This window comes from Rhodanobacter sp. TND4EL1 (assembly GCF_054061035.1).
Genome location: NZ_JBSSDT010000002.1, coordinates 547,261 through 562,291, shown reverse-complemented (window position 1 = coordinate 562,291; position 15,031 = coordinate 547,261). Strand labels below are relative to the sequence as shown.

Annotated in this window: 11 protein-coding genes; 4 read left to right on the top strand and 7 right to left on the bottom strand. The window is 65.1% G+C overall.

The features are described from left to right. Window positions 1–4 precede the first annotated feature (4 nt). The 4 genes from ACVWWQ_RS09100 to ACVWWQ_RS09085 all read right to left on the bottom strand — a co-directional run bounded on the left by ACVWWQ_RS09100 (window position 5) and on the right by ACVWWQ_RS09085 (window position 3,637). On the bottom strand, window positions 5–643 hold the full coding sequence (locus ACVWWQ_RS09100; protein ID WP_133947936.1) for an alpha/beta hydrolase: 639 nt from the start codon (window positions 641–643) through the stop codon (window positions 5–7). A gap of 114 nt (window positions 644–757) precedes the next feature. Continuing rightward, window positions 758–2,527 carry an aspartate--tRNA ligase gene (aspS, locus tag ACVWWQ_RS09095; protein ID WP_133947938.1) on the bottom strand — a complete coding sequence of 590 codons (1,770 nt, stop codon included), beginning with the start codon at window positions 2,525–2,527 and terminating at the stop codon, window positions 758–760. Between the two features lie 120 nt (window positions 2,528–2,647). After that, window positions 2,648–3,169: a DUF3011 domain-containing protein gene (locus ACVWWQ_RS09090; protein WP_457383365.1), complete on the bottom strand. Its 522-nt coding sequence runs from the start codon at window positions 3,167–3,169 to the stop codon at window positions 2,648–2,650. Between the two features lie 141 nt (window positions 3,170–3,310). Next, window positions 3,311–3,637, bottom strand: a complete 327-nt coding sequence (locus tag ACVWWQ_RS09085; protein ID WP_099654601.1) for an FmdB family zinc ribbon protein — start codon at window positions 3,635–3,637, stop codon at window positions 3,311–3,313. Between the two features lie 280 nt (window positions 3,638–3,917). Here ACVWWQ_RS09085 and ACVWWQ_RS09080 point away from each other — a divergent pair, with 280 nt between their 5' ends. Then, window positions 3,918–6,362, top strand: a complete 2,445-nt coding sequence (locus ACVWWQ_RS09080; RefSeq protein ID WP_133947942.1) for a TonB-dependent receptor — start codon at window positions 3,918–3,920, stop codon at window positions 6,360–6,362. Window positions 6,363–6,495: 133 nt separating this feature from the next. On the opposite strand, the gene clpB is transcribed toward ACVWWQ_RS09080, so the two are convergent. Further along, window positions 6,496–9,093 carry an ATP-dependent chaperone ClpB gene (gene clpB, locus ACVWWQ_RS09075; RefSeq protein WP_133947944.1) on the bottom strand — a complete coding sequence of 866 codons (2,598 nt, stop codon included), beginning with the start codon at window positions 9,091–9,093 and terminating at the stop codon, window positions 6,496–6,498. A gap of 147 nt (window positions 9,094–9,240) precedes the next feature. Between clpB and otsB the strand changes: the two genes are divergently transcribed. From otsB to ACVWWQ_RS09060, 3 genes are read left to right on the top strand one after another with little or no spacing between them, the layout of a single operon-like run. Continuing rightward, complete coding sequence (otsB, locus tag ACVWWQ_RS09070; protein WP_133947946.1) at window positions 9,241–10,080, top strand: trehalose-phosphatase; 840 nt, start codon at window positions 9,241–9,243, stop codon at window positions 10,078–10,080. Beyond that, a complete protein-coding gene (locus tag ACVWWQ_RS09065) occupies window positions 10,040–11,845 on the top strand; it encodes a glycoside hydrolase family 15 protein (RefSeq protein ID WP_133947948.1) in 1,806 nt (601 codons plus the stop codon). Before otsB ends, ACVWWQ_RS09065 begins: the two co-directional genes overlap by 41 nt. Beyond that, a complete protein-coding gene (locus ACVWWQ_RS09060) occupies window positions 11,842–13,233 on the top strand; it encodes a trehalose-6-phosphate synthase (RefSeq protein ID WP_133947950.1) in 1,392 nt (463 codons plus the stop codon). Before ACVWWQ_RS09065 ends, ACVWWQ_RS09060 begins: the two co-directional genes overlap by 4 nt. Here the strand turns inward: ACVWWQ_RS09060 and pgeF are convergent. Further along, the gene (gene pgeF / locus ACVWWQ_RS09055; RefSeq protein ID WP_133947952.1) at window positions 13,224–13,979 is read right to left on the bottom strand and encodes a peptidoglycan editing factor PgeF; all 756 of its coding nucleotides are present in this window, start codon (window positions 13,977–13,979) and stop codon (window positions 13,224–13,226) included. The two genes, ACVWWQ_RS09060 and pgeF, sit on opposite strands and share 10 nt — an antisense overlap. Window positions 13,980–14,048: 69 nt before the next feature. Beyond that, complete coding sequence (gene rluD / locus ACVWWQ_RS09050; RefSeq protein ID WP_133947954.1) at window positions 14,049–15,023, bottom strand: 23S rRNA pseudouridine(1911/1915/1917) synthase RluD; 975 nt, start codon at window positions 15,021–15,023, stop codon at window positions 14,049–14,051. Between the last annotated feature and the right edge of the window lie 8 nt (window positions 15,024–15,031).

Genomic DNA, 15,031 nt, shown 5'->3' with positions numbered 1-15,031 from the left:
CGTCTCAACGCGCCTCCGGCGAAAAATGCCCGTCGTGCAGAAACCTCGCAGCCAGTTGCGCCACTTCGGGCGAAAACAGCAGGCCGGTGTGGTTGGTCTCCACCACGCAATGATCGGCAAGCCCCGGCAGCCGGGTCTCCTCCACAGCCACGGTGCCGTCGTGGTCACCCTGGAAATGGCCCAGCATGGCGCCCAGACCCAGCGGCGTGCATCCGGCGATCATGCCTACCTGGCGCGGACCATCCCAGCGCTCAAGCCCCTGTTCCAGCAGCTCGCGATTGTGTCCCAGCAGCACCTCGCCACCGCGCCCCCAGCCGGCAAAGCTCCGGGCGGCCGCACTGCCGCGCAGTGGCGAACCCAGGCAGACGATCCGCCCGGGCGGCAACTCGGCGGCAGGATGGCAGGCGCGCAAGGCCAGCAATCCGCCCAGGCTGTGCCCGACCAGATGCACGGTGTCAGCCTCGGCGAGGAGCCCGGTCATGCGCGCGTGCAGTCGATCGAGGATGCGTTGCTCGGTGGCGGCCACGCTGAGGTAGTCGAACCGATGCACGCGAAAACCCGCCTCGATCAGGCGGCGATGCAGCATGGACAGCGCGAATCCGCGCATCCAGAGGCCGTGCAGAAGGATCACATGTTCAGACATACGGGAACCTGATCCGGAGTGTTGCCAACAACACCGCGAGGGCGCTGGAGAAGCGCTGCAGCGCGATCGGGCCAAGCCGCCTTCCCGCGGCGGTCCGGCCCGCACGCCGCGCGATCAGCTGCGAGCCGCCTCGCCAAGCACCTGCACGTGCAGTTCCTTCAGCTGCGCACCGCCAATCGGCGACGGCGCGTCGGTCATCAGATCCTGCGCGCTGGTGGTCTTGGGGAAGGCAATCACGTCGCGAATCGATTCCGTACCGGCCATCAACGCGGCAATGCGATCGATGCCGAACGCCAGGCCACCGTGCGGCGGCGCGCCGAACTTCAGCGCCTTCAGCAGGAAGCCGAACTTCGCCTCCGCCTCGGCCGCACCGATGCCAAGCAGCTCGAACACCGCGCTCTGCATGTCCGGCCGGTGGATACGGATCGAACCGCCACCGATCTCGTTGCCATTGAGCACCATGTCGTAGCCCCGGCTGACGGCAGTGGCGGCATGGCTCTTCAGGTCGGCGATGTCGTCGATCTTCGGTGCGGTGAACGGATGATGCAGGGCCACGTAGCGCTGCTCCTCCGCGTCGTATTCGAACATCGGGAAATCGGTGACCCACAGCGGCTTCCAGCTGTCCTCGACCAGGCCGCGGTCCTTGGCCACCTTCAGGCGCACGGCGCCCATGAAGTCGGTGACGGTCTTCCACGCCCCTGCGCCGAAGAACACGATGTCGCCGGTCTGCGCCGCGGTGGCCTTGAGAACGCCTTCCAGCGCCGCGTCGTCGAGGAACTTGGCCACCGGCGACGTGATGCCGTCGCGGCCTTTGGCCAGATCGTCGACCTTGAGCCATGCAAGGCCTTTCGCGCCGTAGCGCGAGGCATATTCGGTCAGTACGTCGATGTCCTTGCGCGACAGCGTGCTGCCACCAGGCACCCGCAGCGCGGCGACACGACCGGCCGGATCGTTGGCCGGCTCGGCGAACACCTTGAATTCGATGTGCTTGAGCACGTCGGCCACGTCGACCAGCTCCAGCGCGATGCGCAGGTCCGGCTTGTCCGAACCGAAGCGACGCATCGCCTCGGCCCAAGTCATGCGCGGGAATGCGGCATCCAGTTCCACGCCCTGCACTTCACGGAACACGTGGCGGATCAGTTCTTCCACGAAGTCCTGCACGTCTTTCTCTTCGACGAAGGCGAACTCCAGGTCGAGCTGGGTAAATTCCGGCTGGCGATCGGCACGCAGGTCCTCGTCGCGGAAGCAACGCGCAATTTGGTAGTAGCGATCGAAGCCGGCCATCATCAGGATCTGCTTGAACAGCTGCGGCGACTGCGGCAACGCATAGAACTGGCCCGGATGCACGCGGCTGGGCACCAGGTAGTCACGCGCACCTTCCGGCGTGGCCTTGGTCAGGATCGGCGTCTCGATGTCCTGGAAGCCGCGCTCGTCCAGATAGCGGCGCAAGGTCTGCACCAGCTTGATCCGCTTGCGCATCATTGCCTGCATTTCCGGGCGGCGCAGGTCGAGATAGCGGTAGGTCATCCGCATGTCTTCGTTCGGGTTCTCGTGCAGCGCGAATGGCAGATCCTTCGCGGCGTTGAGAATTTCCACCGTCTCGGCGAGCAGCTCCACGGTACCGGTCTTGAGCTTCTCGTTCACCGCGATGCGCTGGCGCAAGGTGCCGGTGACACGCAGGCAATATTCGTTGCCGATTTCGTTGGCTACGGCAAAACCTTCGGCGTTCTCGCGCTCGATCACGACCTGTGCCAGACCTTCGTGGTCGCGCAGGTCGACGAAGGCGACATGGGCCTGCAGACGAATCTTGTTGACCCAGCCACACAGGGTGACGGTCTGGCCGATCAGCGACTCATCGATGAGGCCGCAGTAATGCGTGCGCATGCGTTGGAACTCCGGCGCCGCCTCGAGGCGACTTCAAACGGGGGAAAAGACCGCCAAGTTTACCACTGCGATGCGCCGAGGCGGGCCGGCGAAGCCGGACACCGCCGACCGGGACAGGACTTACCAGCGTCGATCGACCAGGAACTGGCCGCGGCAACCATGGGCAACCCAGACGCCGGCGCGGTTCCAGCCCCAGCTGTAGCCCTCGGTGCAGCGGGCATCGGAAAGCTGGCGCTCCAGCCGTACGCTGCCGTTGCGCCCCACGTCGACCTGGCACATCTGGTATTTCTTGCTGTTGCTGTCGCACCGCAGGCTGATCCGGCGGTTCCAGTCCGGACCAGGCTGCCAGCCACCTTGAGGGTTGCCATGGCCGTGTCCGCGACCGTTGTCATAGCCGCCGCGGCCGCCCGGACCAAACAGTCCGCGACAACCCCGGTCGACCCACAGGGTCCCGTGGTCCATGCCCCAGCTCTGTCCCTCGATGCAGGCGCCCTTGGATTCCTGCTTGTACAACTCGACCCGGCGCCACGGCACGGCACAGCGGGAATAGTGGCCGTCCTTGCTCTCGCAACGCACCGGCGCATCGGATTGCGCGCGCACCGACGGCGCGACCGACAGCAGGCTGCCGAGCAGCCCCGCCATGATGATTCCACTTGTCCAACCGTTGATTGCACGCATCAGATGGGCTCCCTGCTGGCGACGGAGGCGGCGCCATCGCCAGCCTCTCTGAAAGTCAGCATATCCTGCGCCGTCACGCATGAACCTGCGGCTTCCTTCAGCGGTTCAGCTCCCGCTGCTTCCGGACTTCCCGGCCGCCGGTGCCGGGCTGGGCGCAGGCGCAGGAGCGGCCGCAACCGATGCTGATTCACTGGCCGCGGGCTTGGACTCCGAAGGAGCCGCGTCGACCAGATTGCGCTTCTTGTCCCCTTCCTTCTTGAAGTCGGTTTCATACCAGCCGCTGCCAGCCAATCGGAACGAGGGGGCCGTGACCACGCGTCGCAGGTGCGGTGCACCGCACACCGGGCAATTTGACGGGTCGGCATCAGACAATTTCTGCAGGCGATCGTAATGATGACCGCAGCTGGTGCATTCGAATTCGTAGATAGGCATGAAATTCCGGACGGTCCAAGCCAGCGTCAGGCTGGCAACAGCCCATTATCGGCGTGTTCGACCGGATTTCAACGTCCCACCCGAGGTGTGGCGGGCCAGACAGCTTGCGAGTAGCTTGCGCTCAGGGGGAACCACCTCCGACACCAATCCTTACACCGCAATGAGGTCGCCAACACCAACTGGACTTATAGACGTCTATACGTCCATTGACGGATGCCATGAGCATCACTAGTCTGTAGTTGTTGCGACGCAACAACCCCATGATCCAGGAGAGTTCCCCATGCGTACCAGCCACAAACCGACAGCTCTCGCCTGGCTGCCTGCCGCCATCCTGCTGGCGTTGGCCGGCAATGCCACCGCACAAGATGCCACCACCCCGACATCAGCCAAGGCGAAAGACCTCAGCGCAGTGATCGTCACCGGCACCCGTTCCGACAGCCGCACCGAAAGCAGCTCGCTGACGCCGATCGACGTGGTCTCGGCCAAGGTATTGCAGCAGACCGGTACCAGCGAGCTGTCCACGGCGCTGGCCCGGATCATTCCATCGCTGACCTTCCCGCGGCCCTCGGCAGCGGACACCGCCGACTCGCAGCGTCCGGCGCAGTTGCGCGGCCTGTCCCCGGACCAGGTACTGGTACTGGTGGACGGCAAGCGCTGGCACCCTGGCGCGATCATCGTCACCAACGGCGTGCTCGGCCGCGGTTCGCAGGCGGTGGATCTCAACACCATTCCGATGTCGGCGATCGACCACATCGAGGTGCTGCGTGACGGCGCGTCGGCCCAGTACGGTTCCGACGCGATTGCCGGCGTCATCAACGTGGTGCTGAAGAAGGGTGCCACCGGCGGCGACGTGGAATTGAGCGGCGGCCAGTATTCGGCGGGCGACGGCCAGATCTGGCAGGGTTCGGCCAATTTCGGCATTCCGCTGAACAACGACAAGGGCTGGCTGCGTTTCAGCCTGCAGGACGGCAACCAGAACATCACCAACCGGGCGCAACCGGACCGTCGGCGTCCGCAGGACGGCATTCGCCAGCGCTTCGGCGATCCGGCCGTGCGCGACCACAACCTGTTCCTCAACAGCCAGTACGACCTCAGCCCCGATGTGCAGCTGTACGCGTTCGGCCATTACGGCAACCGCAAGAGCACCTCGACCGCGTTCTTCCGCAGCGTGACGAACTCCAATTCGGCACCCACCGTCTATCCCGACGGCTACCTGCCGCTGGAGAACGCCGACTCGACCGACCAGTCGATGGTGCTCGGCCTGCGCGGCAAGACCAGCAGCGGCTGGCGCTGGGACATCAGCGGCAACTACGGCCAGAACCGGGTTTCCTACGCCACGCAAAACAGCGTCAACCGCGCGCTGCTGCATGACACCGGCGCCAGCCCCACCCGGTTCCACGACGGCATCCTGAAGGCCGGCCAGCAGTCGTTCGACATCGACATCGCCAAGGATCTCTCGGTGGGCTGGCTGCCCAACCCGGTGACGCTGGCGTTCGGCACCGAATACCTGCGGCAGAGCTACCAGATCGTGGCGGGTGAACCCGCCTCGTATTACGTGGGCACGTCTGGCGTTTCCGGCGGCGGCCAGGGCTTCGGTGGTTTTCAGCCCACTGACGCGGCAACGCATGCCCGACACAACGTTTCCGAGTACCTGAGCCTGGAAACCAATCTCACCGACCGCCTCGGCGCCTCGCTGGCGGTACGCCACGAGGACTATTCGGACTTCGGCACCACCACCTCCGGGTCGCTGGCCGGTCGCTTCGATTTCACCGATCGCTTCGCGCTGCGCGCCAGCGCGTCCACCGGTTTCCGCGCGCCGTCGCTGGCTCAGCAGTTCTATGCGTACACGCAATCGCTGTACTACGGCCCTGGCAACGCTCCGCCGGGACTCAGCCCCGGCATCTACAATACCGGCCTGGTCGGCGCCACCAGCCCGATCGGTCTGTTGCTGGGCGGACAGCCGCTGAAGCCGGAAAAGTCGCGCAACTTCACCGTCGGCATGGTGTGGAACCCGGTTGACCCGTTCAACCTCAGCATGGACGTGTATCAGATCACGATCAACGATCGCATCACGCTCTCCAGCAACCTGGCCATCACCACGCCTGCGGTGCAGTCGTACCTGGCCGCCAACGGCATCACCAACACCAACTACAGCAGCATCGCCTACTTCACCAACGCGGTGAACACCCGTACGCGCGGCGTCGACGTGGTCGGCAGCTACCTGTTCGATCTGGGCAATGCCGGCTCGCTGCAAACCACGCTGAGCTACAACTACAACAAGAACAAGGTGATCGACGTCAAGCCGAATCCGGCGATTCTGGATTCGCTGGGCTTGAACCTGAAGCGCATTGACCGGCGCGACCAGTACGGCCTGCTGGCCGACACCACGCCGCGCAGCAAGCTGATCCTCAGCGGCGTGTACAACGTGGGCAACTGGAGCACCACCGGCACGCTGACGCGCTATGACAAGTTCACCGCCTACAATTCGGGCAACCCGGCGCTGGACCAGACCTATGGCAGCAAATGGCTGTTCGATCTGGCGGTGAACTACAACCTCGATCGCTGGACCTTCAGCCTGGGTGCGGACAATGTCTTCAACACTTACCCGGACAAGGCATCTGCCGCGCTGAACAACGACAATAACGGTACCTTCCCCTACTCCGTGTTTTCGCCGTTCGGCTTCAACGGCTCCTACGTCTACGGCAAGGTCGCTTACCGCTGGTAGATCCGCCCCCGTCAGGACGGGGCAAACGGCGGCGCACCACGGGGCTGGACCATCCGTGATCGGCGCCATGAAAACGGGGCCATCCAGTCACGGATGGCCCCTTTCTTTGCCGCGTTGACAGCCGTGGGGTTGCTCAGGCCTGGCGAAACACCAGTTGCCCGCCTTCGGCGGCCACCATCACCGTGTCACCCGGCTGGAAGCGCCCTTCGAGAATCTGCTTCGCCAACGGGTTCTCCAGCTGTTGCTGGATCGCCCGCTTCAACGGCCGCGCACCGTAAACCGGGTCGAAGCCGACATTGCCCAGCAGGGTCAGCGCGTCGTCGCTGACCTCCAGCTTCAGTTGCCGCTCTGCCAGGCGCTTCTCCAGATAGGCCAGCTGGATGCGGGCGATCGCGCGGATCTGTGCCTTGTCCAGCGGGCGGAACACCACCAGCTCGTCCAGCCGGTTGATGAACTCGGGGCGGAAGTGCGCCTGCACCACACCCATGACCGACGCCTTCATCTGGGTGTATTGCTCTTCCTCGTCGCCGCCTTCGCTGTTCTCGGACGCTTCCTGGATCATCTGCGAGCCGAGGTTCGAGGTCATCACGATGACGGTGTTGCGGAAGTCCACGGTGCGCCCCTGTCCGTCGGTGAGGCGGCCATCGTCGAGTACCTGCAACAGGATGTTGAACACATCCGGATGCGCCTTCTCCACCTCGTCCAGCAGGATCACGCTGTACGGGCGACGGCGCACCGCCTCGGTCAGATAGCCGCCTTCCTCGTAGCCGACGTAGCCGGGAGGTGCGCCAACCAGACGCGAAACCGAATGCTTCTCCATGAACTCGCTCATGTCGATGCGCACCATCGCGTCGGTGGTGTCGAACATGAATTCGGCCAGCGCCTTGCACAGCTCGGTCTTGCCCACGCCGGTGGGACCAAGGAACAGGAACGAGCCGTTCGGCCGGTTCGGATCGGACAGGCCCGCACGCGAGCGGCGGATCGCGTCGGCCACCGCGTGCACCGCCTCGTCCTGACCGACCACGCGCTTGTGCAGCTCGTCTTCCATCTTCAGCAGCTTGTCGCGCTCGCCTTCGAGCATCTTGCTGACCGGGATGCCGGTCCAGCGCGCGACCACCTCGGCGATCTCCTCGGCGGTCACCCGGGTCTGCACCAGCTTGAAATCCTGCGTTTCGGCGGCCTGCGCGGCGGCGAGCTGCTTCTCCAGTTCGGGCAACTTGCCGTACTGGATCTCGCTCATCCGGGCGTAGTCCTGCGTGCGCTGGGCGGCCTCGAGCTGCTGGTGTGCCTGCTCGATCTGCTCCTTGACCTTGGTGGTGCCCTGCAGCGCGGCCTTCTCGGATTTCCAGATCTCGTTGAGGTCGGAAAACTCGCGTTCAAGCTTGCCGATGTCGGTTTCCAGATCCGCCAGGCGCTGCTTCGATTCGCTGTCCTTTTCCTTCTTCAGCATCTCGCGCTGGATCTTCAGCTGGATCAGCCGGCGCTCCAGCCGGTCGAGCTCTTCCGGCTTGGAGTCGATCTCCATGCGGATGCGCGAAGCGGCCTCGTCCATCAGGTCGATCGCCTTGTCCGGCAACTGGCGGTCGGCGATGTAGCGATTGGACAAGGTGGCCGCGGCGACGATGGCCGGATCGGTGATCTCGACGCCGTGATGCACGGCATAGCGCTCCTTCAGCCCGCGCAGGATCGCGATGGTGTCTTCGACCGACGGCTCACCCACGAAAACCTTCTGGAAGCGGCGCTCCAGCGCGGCATCCTTCTCGATGTACTTGCGGTACTCGTCCAGCGTCGTCGCGCCGATGCAGTGCAGCTCGCCGCGCGCCAGCGCCGGCTTGAGCATGTTGCCCGCATCCATCGCGCCATCGCCCTTGCCCGCGCCGACCATGGTGTGCAGCTCGTCGATGAACAGGATCACCCGCCCTTCCTGTTTCGAAAGATCGCTGAGCACGGCCTTCAGCCGCTCCTCGAACTCGCCGCGGAATTTCGCACCCGCGATCAGCGCGCCCATGTCCAGCGCCAGCACGCGGCGGTCGCGCAAGCCCTCGGGCACTTCGCCCTTGATGATGCGCTGGGCCAGACCCTCGACGATCGCGGTCTTGCCCACGCCGGGCTCGCCGATCAACACCGGGTTGTTCTTGGTGCGCCGCTGCAGCACCTGGATGGTGCGCCGGATTTCCTCGTCGCGGCCGATCACGGGGTCGAGCTTGTTGCGTTCGGCGCGCTCGGTCAGGTCGATGCAGTATTTCTCCAGCGCCTGGCGCTGTTCCTCGGCGTTCTCGCTCTGCACTTTCTCGCCGCCGCGCAGCTTGTCGATCGCGGCCTCCAGATTCGCCTTGTTCGCGCCGGCCGCCTTCAATGCCGCGCCCAGTTCACCCTTGTCGTCCAGCGCTGCCAGCACGAAAAGCTCACTGGCGATGAACTGGTCGCCGCGCTGCTGCGCCAGTTTGTCGGTAAGGTTGAGCAGGCGATTGAGGTCGTTGCCCAGGTTGATGTTGCCTTCCTGCCCGCTGACCCGCGGCAGCGCGTCGAGCATGGCCGCGACGCGCTGCCGCAACGTGGGCACGTTGACCTGGGCCTGGGTCAGCAAGGGCGCGGTCGAGCCGCCCTGCTGGTCGAGCAGCGCGGCCATCACATGGGCCGGCTCGAGCATGTTGTTGTCGCGGCCCACGGCCAGCGATTGTGCATCGGCCAGCGCCTGCTGGAACCGCGAAGTGAGTTTGTCCATCCGCATGTCGTAAGTCCCCGAAACTGGTTTGGTGTCACGTCCGCTACTGATCGAAAGTGTGGACGGCTGGTGCCGATTCAAGCCGACAGGACTCGATCTGTCTGATCGTCGACATGGCCGACTCTTCACATTTGCCTTGCTAACGTCGCCCAGATGTCGATTCATCGAGCCACTGCTTCTGTACCGGGTACCACCTTGCCGGCGCCTCCGCTGCCTGCTGCCGACAGCCATTGGGCGCTGCTTCTTGATGTCGACGGCACCCTGCTCGACTTTGTCGACGACCCGCGCACCGTCCGCACCACCCCCGCCTTGCTGCGCCTCCTGCATGCTCTGCACGCAGCGACCGACGGCGCGCTGGCGCTGGTCAGCGGGCGCGCACTGGACGACCTGGATGGCATCTTCGAGCGGCCACGCTGGGCCGCCATCGGCATGCATGGGCTGGAGCTGCGCCGCGCGAATGGCACGTTCCGTCGCCTGTCCGTGGAGCCATCGCTGCAAGCGCGGATGTATCGTGAGGCGCTGGCCCTTGCTGCCTGTTTTGATGGTGTGCAGGTCGAAGACAAGCACCTGGCGGTGGCGCTGCACTGCCGCCGCGCGCCACATCAATGGTCGCGCCTGCACGATGCCGCCTGCGCCCTGGTGCAGCGCTTGCCCGGTTACGAGTTGCAACCGGGCAACCAGGTGCTGGAGTTCAAGCCGACCGGCATGGACAAGGGCCGGGCTGTCCTGGAGCTGCTGCAACACGCTCCGTTTTCCGGCCGCACCCCGATCTACCTCGGTGACGACCTGACCGACGAGCATGCGTTCGAGGTGGTCAATCGCCTCGACGGCCTCAGCATTCGCGTGGGCGCACGGGAACCCAGTGCGGCCCATTTCACCTTGGCCAGCCCCGCTGCAGCGGAGGCCTGGCTGACTCGCGTACTGCACGCGTTGACGCACGGAGATTCCACCCATGCCCGACTTCCCGACGGAGGCACCGCGCGCGAGCCTTGAGCTCGGCGTGATCGGCAACGGCAGTGTTGCCGCCCTGATCGACCCGCATGCACGCATCGTCTGGTGCTGCCTGCCACGATTCGACGCAGACGCCAGCTTCTGCAGCCTGCTTTCACCCAGGATCGAGGGCGGCGACTGGGCGATCGAGCTGGAAGATTTCGATCATGTCGAACAGTTTTACCTGGCCAACACCGCGGTGCTGGTGACGCGCCTGTTCGACCATCACGGCGGCGCCATCGAGATCACCGACTTTGCGCCGCGACATCGATCCAGCGGCCGCCTTTACCATCCCGAGATGCTGGTGCGTCGCGTGGCGCCCATCGCCGGATCGCCGCGCATCCGCGTGCGCATGCGGCCGCTGTGCGACTACGGCGCTCGAACGCCGCAGTCGACTTCCGGCAGCAACCACATCCGCTACCTGCTCAGCGACGTGGTGCAGCGACTGACCACGGATATTGCGCCGCCATTGATCGAACGCCAGCTGCCGTTCGGGCTCGACCGGCCCGCTCATTTCGTGTTCGGCCCGGATGAGACCCTGGTGGATACCGTTGCCGATTTCGTCCACCTCGCGCTGGAACGAACCCTCGACTACTGGCGCGAATGGTCGCGCTATCTGTCCATTCCTTATGAATGGCAGGAGGCGGTGATCCGCGCCGCGATCACGTTGAAATTGTGCCAATACGAGGCCACCGGCGCGATCGTTGCCGCACTGACCACCTCCATCCCGGAATCGGCAGGCAGCGCGCGCAACTGGGATTATCGTTACTGCTGGTTGCGCGACGCGGCGTTCACCGTGCGCGCACTGAATCGACTCGGCGCCACGCGATCGATGGAGGAGTACATCCGCTACACCTTCAACCTGATCGCCAACCGCGGCGACGCGGAGATCGGACCGGTGTTCGGCATCACTTTCGAGGATGAACTGACCGAACGCCAAGTGGACACCCTGGCCGGATACCGCGGCATGGGCCCGGTGCGGGTCGGCAACGACGCATGGCGTCAGCGGCAGAACGATGTGTATGGCTCGGTGGTACTCGCGTCGAGCCAATTGTTCTTCGACCGTCGCCTGCAGCACCGCGGCGACGACGTGACCTTCCGGCGGCTTGAGCGCATGGGCGTGACGGCGTTGCGCATGGCCGAACAGACCGACGCGGGATTGTGGGAATATCGCGGCCGCGCCGCGGTGCACACCTATTCCGCCGCGATGTGCTGGGCCGCCTGCGACCGACTGGCCCACATTGCCACCGAGTTGGGACTGGATGATCGCGCCCGCTACTGGCATGAGGAGGCCGTGCAGCTCCACGCACGCATCGAGGCGCGCGCCTGGAACGGGAAACTCGGCCACTTTGTCGATGCCTACGATGGCGAACACCTGGATGCCAGTCTGTTGCTGCTGGCCGACATCGGCTTCGTGCAAGCCGACGATCCGCGGTTCGTCGCCACGGTCGACGCGATCGGCGAAGCACTCCGGCGCGGCGACTATCTGTTCCGCTACATCGCACCGGACGACTTCGGCGCGCCGGAGACGAGCTTCAACATCTGCACGTTCTGGTACATCGAGGCGCTGGCGGCCACCGGCCGCAAGGAGCGCGCGCGGACCATGTTCGAGCACATGCTGAAGCAGCGAAATTCGCTGGGGTTGCTGTCGGAGGACATTGCGCCGGCCAGCGGCGAACACTGGGGCAATTACCCGCAAACCTATTCGCTGGTTGGCCTGATCCAGGCGGCCATGCGCCTCTCGCGACGCTGGGAGGACGCCTTGTGAACGCCGGGCACAAGTCGGGGGGACGATTGGTGGTGGTCTCCAACCGGGTTGCCCTGCCGCGGCAGGGCGCACCGGGCGGCCTGGCCTCCGCATTGCAGGCTGCGCTCAATGAACATGGTGGGCTGTGGTTCGGCTGGAGCGGAAAGGTGGCTGGGGAAACCGCTGCCGAGGTGCACCAGCAGCAGGAAGGACCGGTCGACTACGCCACCATCGACCTCTCCCGTGCCGACCACGATGACTTCTACACCGGCTTTGCCAACGGCGCGCTATGGCCGCTGCTGCATTATCGGCCGGATGTGGTGAACTACCGGCGCAGCCACCTGGCCGGCTATCTTCGCGTCAACGAGTTGTTCGCCGACAAGCTGCTTCAGCTGATCGGTCCGCAAGACGTGATCTGGGTGCACGACTACCACCTCATTCCGCTCGCCTCGATGTTGCGAAAGCGCGGCGTGAAGAACCGCATCGGCTTCTTCCTGCATACACCGTTGCCCGCCGCGGGCCTGCTGATCGCGCTGCCCAACCACAGTGAGCTGCTGGAAACCCTCGCCAGCCATGACCTGATCGGCGTGCATACCCCGCGGGACCTGCGGGCGCTGGAAGACTATTTCCTGCACGAGGCCGGGGCAGTGATGCGGCTGGGTGGGCGCATGCGCATGCCCAATGGCCGCCAGTTCTGCGCCGGCGTGTTCCCGATCAGCATCGACACCGCGGGCATAGCCGACACTGCAGCCAAGGCCACCTCGATCCGCGAGATAACGCAGTTGCAACACAGCCTTGAAAACCGGGCGTTGATCATCGGCGTGGATCGGCTGGACTATTCCAAGGGTTTGCCGCAACGCTTCCAGGGTTATGCGCGCCTGCTTGAACGCAATCCGGAGCTGCATCGGCGCGTCACCTTCTTGCAGATCGCGCCGCCCTCGCGCGGCGCGGTGCTCGAATACCGCGAGATACGCCGCGAACTGGAACGCAGCGCTGGCCACATCAACGGCAAATACGCCACGCCCGACTGGGCGCCGCTGCGCTATATCAACAAATCCTTTCCGCACCGGCTGCTGGCCGGTTATTACCGAAGCGCGCGGGTGGGACTGGTCACACCGCTGCGTGACGGCATGAACCTGGTGGCCAAGGAGTACGTGGCCTGCCAGGACCCCGCTGATCCCGGGGTGCTGGTGTTGTCACGTTTCGCCGGCGCCGCCTTCGAACTCGGTGACGCCCTGCTGGTCAACCCCGCCGATACCGAAGAAGTGGCCGACGCGCTGGAAAAGGCCCTGCACATGCCGCTGGCCGAGCGGCGCCAGCGCTGGGAGGCGATGATGGCGGTGCTGCGCAAGAATGACATCACGCAGTGGCGCAGGAATTTCCTGGAAACCCTTCGCGCTCAGCCCTGATCCAGCCATATCAGACTGGCAAAACGCCCACTTGCAGCACCCTCACGCCGGTAGGAATAGAAGCGCGTATCGGTGAGCGTGTCGCAGCCGCCACCATGGACGCGTGTCACGCCGGCCGTCATCAGGCGCTGCCGAGCCAGCCCGGCCAGATCGCACCGCCAATGGCCGGGTCGCGAGGCCTCGAAACATGACGCAGCCATGGCGTCGTGCGCCATGAAAGCATCACGCACCTCCTCGCCGACCTCGTACGAGGAAGGGCCAATGCACGGCCCCAGCCAGGCGAGCACGCGCTCGGGAGCGGCAATCAACTGGATCAGCGTGGCTTCCAGCACACCGCCGGCCAGGCCCCGCCATCCCGCATGCGCCGCGCCGATCTCGCTGCCATCGTCGGCGCAGAACAGCACCGGCAGGCAGTCGGCCGTGAGGATCGAAAGCACTGTTCCGGGGATGTGCGACACCGCGGCGTCAGCTTGCGGCTCGACGTTGCTGGGCAGTGGCCCGAGTTCCGCCACGTCGATGCCGTGCACCTGATGCAGCCAGCGCGGATCCGCCGGCAACCGCAGTGTCTGTTGCAACGCACTGCGGTTGGCCATGACGGCATCCAGTGCATCACCGCTGCGCCACCCCAGGTTGAAGCGATCAAACGGCGGGGCGGAAACGCCGGGGCCGAGCCGCGTGGTGATCGCCGCATGCACCTGTGGGGGCGCGGGCCAGTCGGGGAAAATCCAGCTTTCGCGTTCGGTCATCAGGCCGGGTATCGAAATCGGGGACCACAGAGCATCGCATACTCGTGGCCGCCGTTCTGCGGCAGCGGATCAGTAATGGTCGCTGCCGTGCTCTGCCAGGTCCGCGCGCAAGGCCTCGATCAGCTCACGCTGGTCCGCCGGGCGCTCGGCCTCGAACGACATCTCCTCGCCGGTGGCCGGGTGCACGAACGACAACTTCTCGGCGTGCAGTGCCTGTCGTCGAAAGCCGCGCAAGGTGTTGACCAGCTCAGCGCTGGCCCCCTTGGGCAACTTCAGGCCACCGCCGTAAAGCGGATCGCCGATCAGCGGGTGGCCGATGTGCGTCATGTGCACGCGAATCTGGTGGGTACGACCGGTTTCCAGCTGGCACTGCAGCAGGCTGTGGGCACGAAAGCGCTCGCGCAGGCGGTAATGGGTGACCGCCCGCTTGCCGTCCTCCTCGTCGCGTACTGCCTGGCGCAGGCGATCGCCCATGCTGCGGCCGACCGGCTCGTCCACCGTGCCACCGGCGACCATGGTGCCCAGCACCACCGCTTCGTACTGTCGCTCCACCTCGTGCCGCGACAACAGGTCGACCAGTGCGGTGTAGGTGGGCAGGGTTCGCGCCACCACCATCAGGCCGGAGGTGTCCTTGTCCAGCCGATGCACGATACCGGCGCGCGGCAGTTCGGCCAGCTTCGGATCGTGGTGCAGCAGACCATTGAGCAGCGTACCCACCGGGTTGCCTGCGCCCGGATGGACCACCAAGCCAGCGGTCTTGTTCAGTACCAGCAGGTGCTCGTCCTCGTAAACGATGTTCAGCTCCATCGCTTCAGGAGCACTGGACACCTCATTCTCCAGCTCGACCTCGAGGCGCACCTGTTCACCACCGCGCAACAGTTGCCGCGCAGCCACCTCGGCGCCGTCGAGGGTCACCGCGCCAGCCTTGATCCAGCCACTGAGCCGTGATCGTGAATAATCGGGGAACATCTCGGCCAAAGCCTGGTCGAACCTGCGTCCCGCCGCCGTCAGCGGTACCTGCCCTTCGTGCCGGATCGTGGTCATGCGGGCAT

Bases quoted from the DNA above. Each gene is read 5' to 3' on its own strand.
- ACVWWQ_RS09100 (WP_133947936.1), bottom strand. From the start codon at position 643: ATGTCTGAACATGTGATCCTTCTGCACGGCCTCTGGATGCGCGGATTC.
- ACVWWQ_RS09085 (WP_099654601.1), bottom strand. From the start codon at position 3,637: ATGCCTATCTACGAATTCGAATGCACCAGCTGCGGTCATCATTACGAT.
- ACVWWQ_RS09090 (WP_457383365.1), bottom strand. From the start codon at position 3,169: ATGGCGGGGCTGCTCGGCAGCCTGCTGTCGGTCGCGCCGTCGGTGCGC.
- rluD (WP_133947954.1), bottom strand. From the start codon at position 15,023: ATGACCACGATCCGGCACGAAGGGCAGGTACCGCTGACGGCGGCGGGA.
- pgeF (WP_133947952.1), bottom strand. From the start codon at position 13,979: ATGACCGAACGCGAAAGCTGGATTTTCCCCGACTGGCCCGCGCCCCCA.
- aspS (WP_133947938.1), bottom strand. From the start codon at position 2,527: ATGCGCACGCATTACTGCGGCCTCATCGATGAGTCGCTGATCGGCCAG.
- ACVWWQ_RS09065 (WP_133947948.1), top strand. From the start codon at position 10,040: ATGCCCGACTTCCCGACGGAGGCACCGCGCGCGAGCCTTGAGCTCGGC.
- clpB (WP_133947944.1), bottom strand. From the start codon at position 9,093: ATGCGGATGGACAAACTCACTTCGCGGTTCCAGCAGGCGCTGGCCGAT.
- ACVWWQ_RS09080 (WP_133947942.1), top strand. From the start codon at position 3,918: ATGCGTACCAGCCACAAACCGACAGCTCTCGCCTGGCTGCCTGCCGCC.
- otsB (WP_133947946.1), top strand. From the start codon at position 9,241: ATGTCGATTCATCGAGCCACTGCTTCTGTACCGGGTACCACCTTGCCG.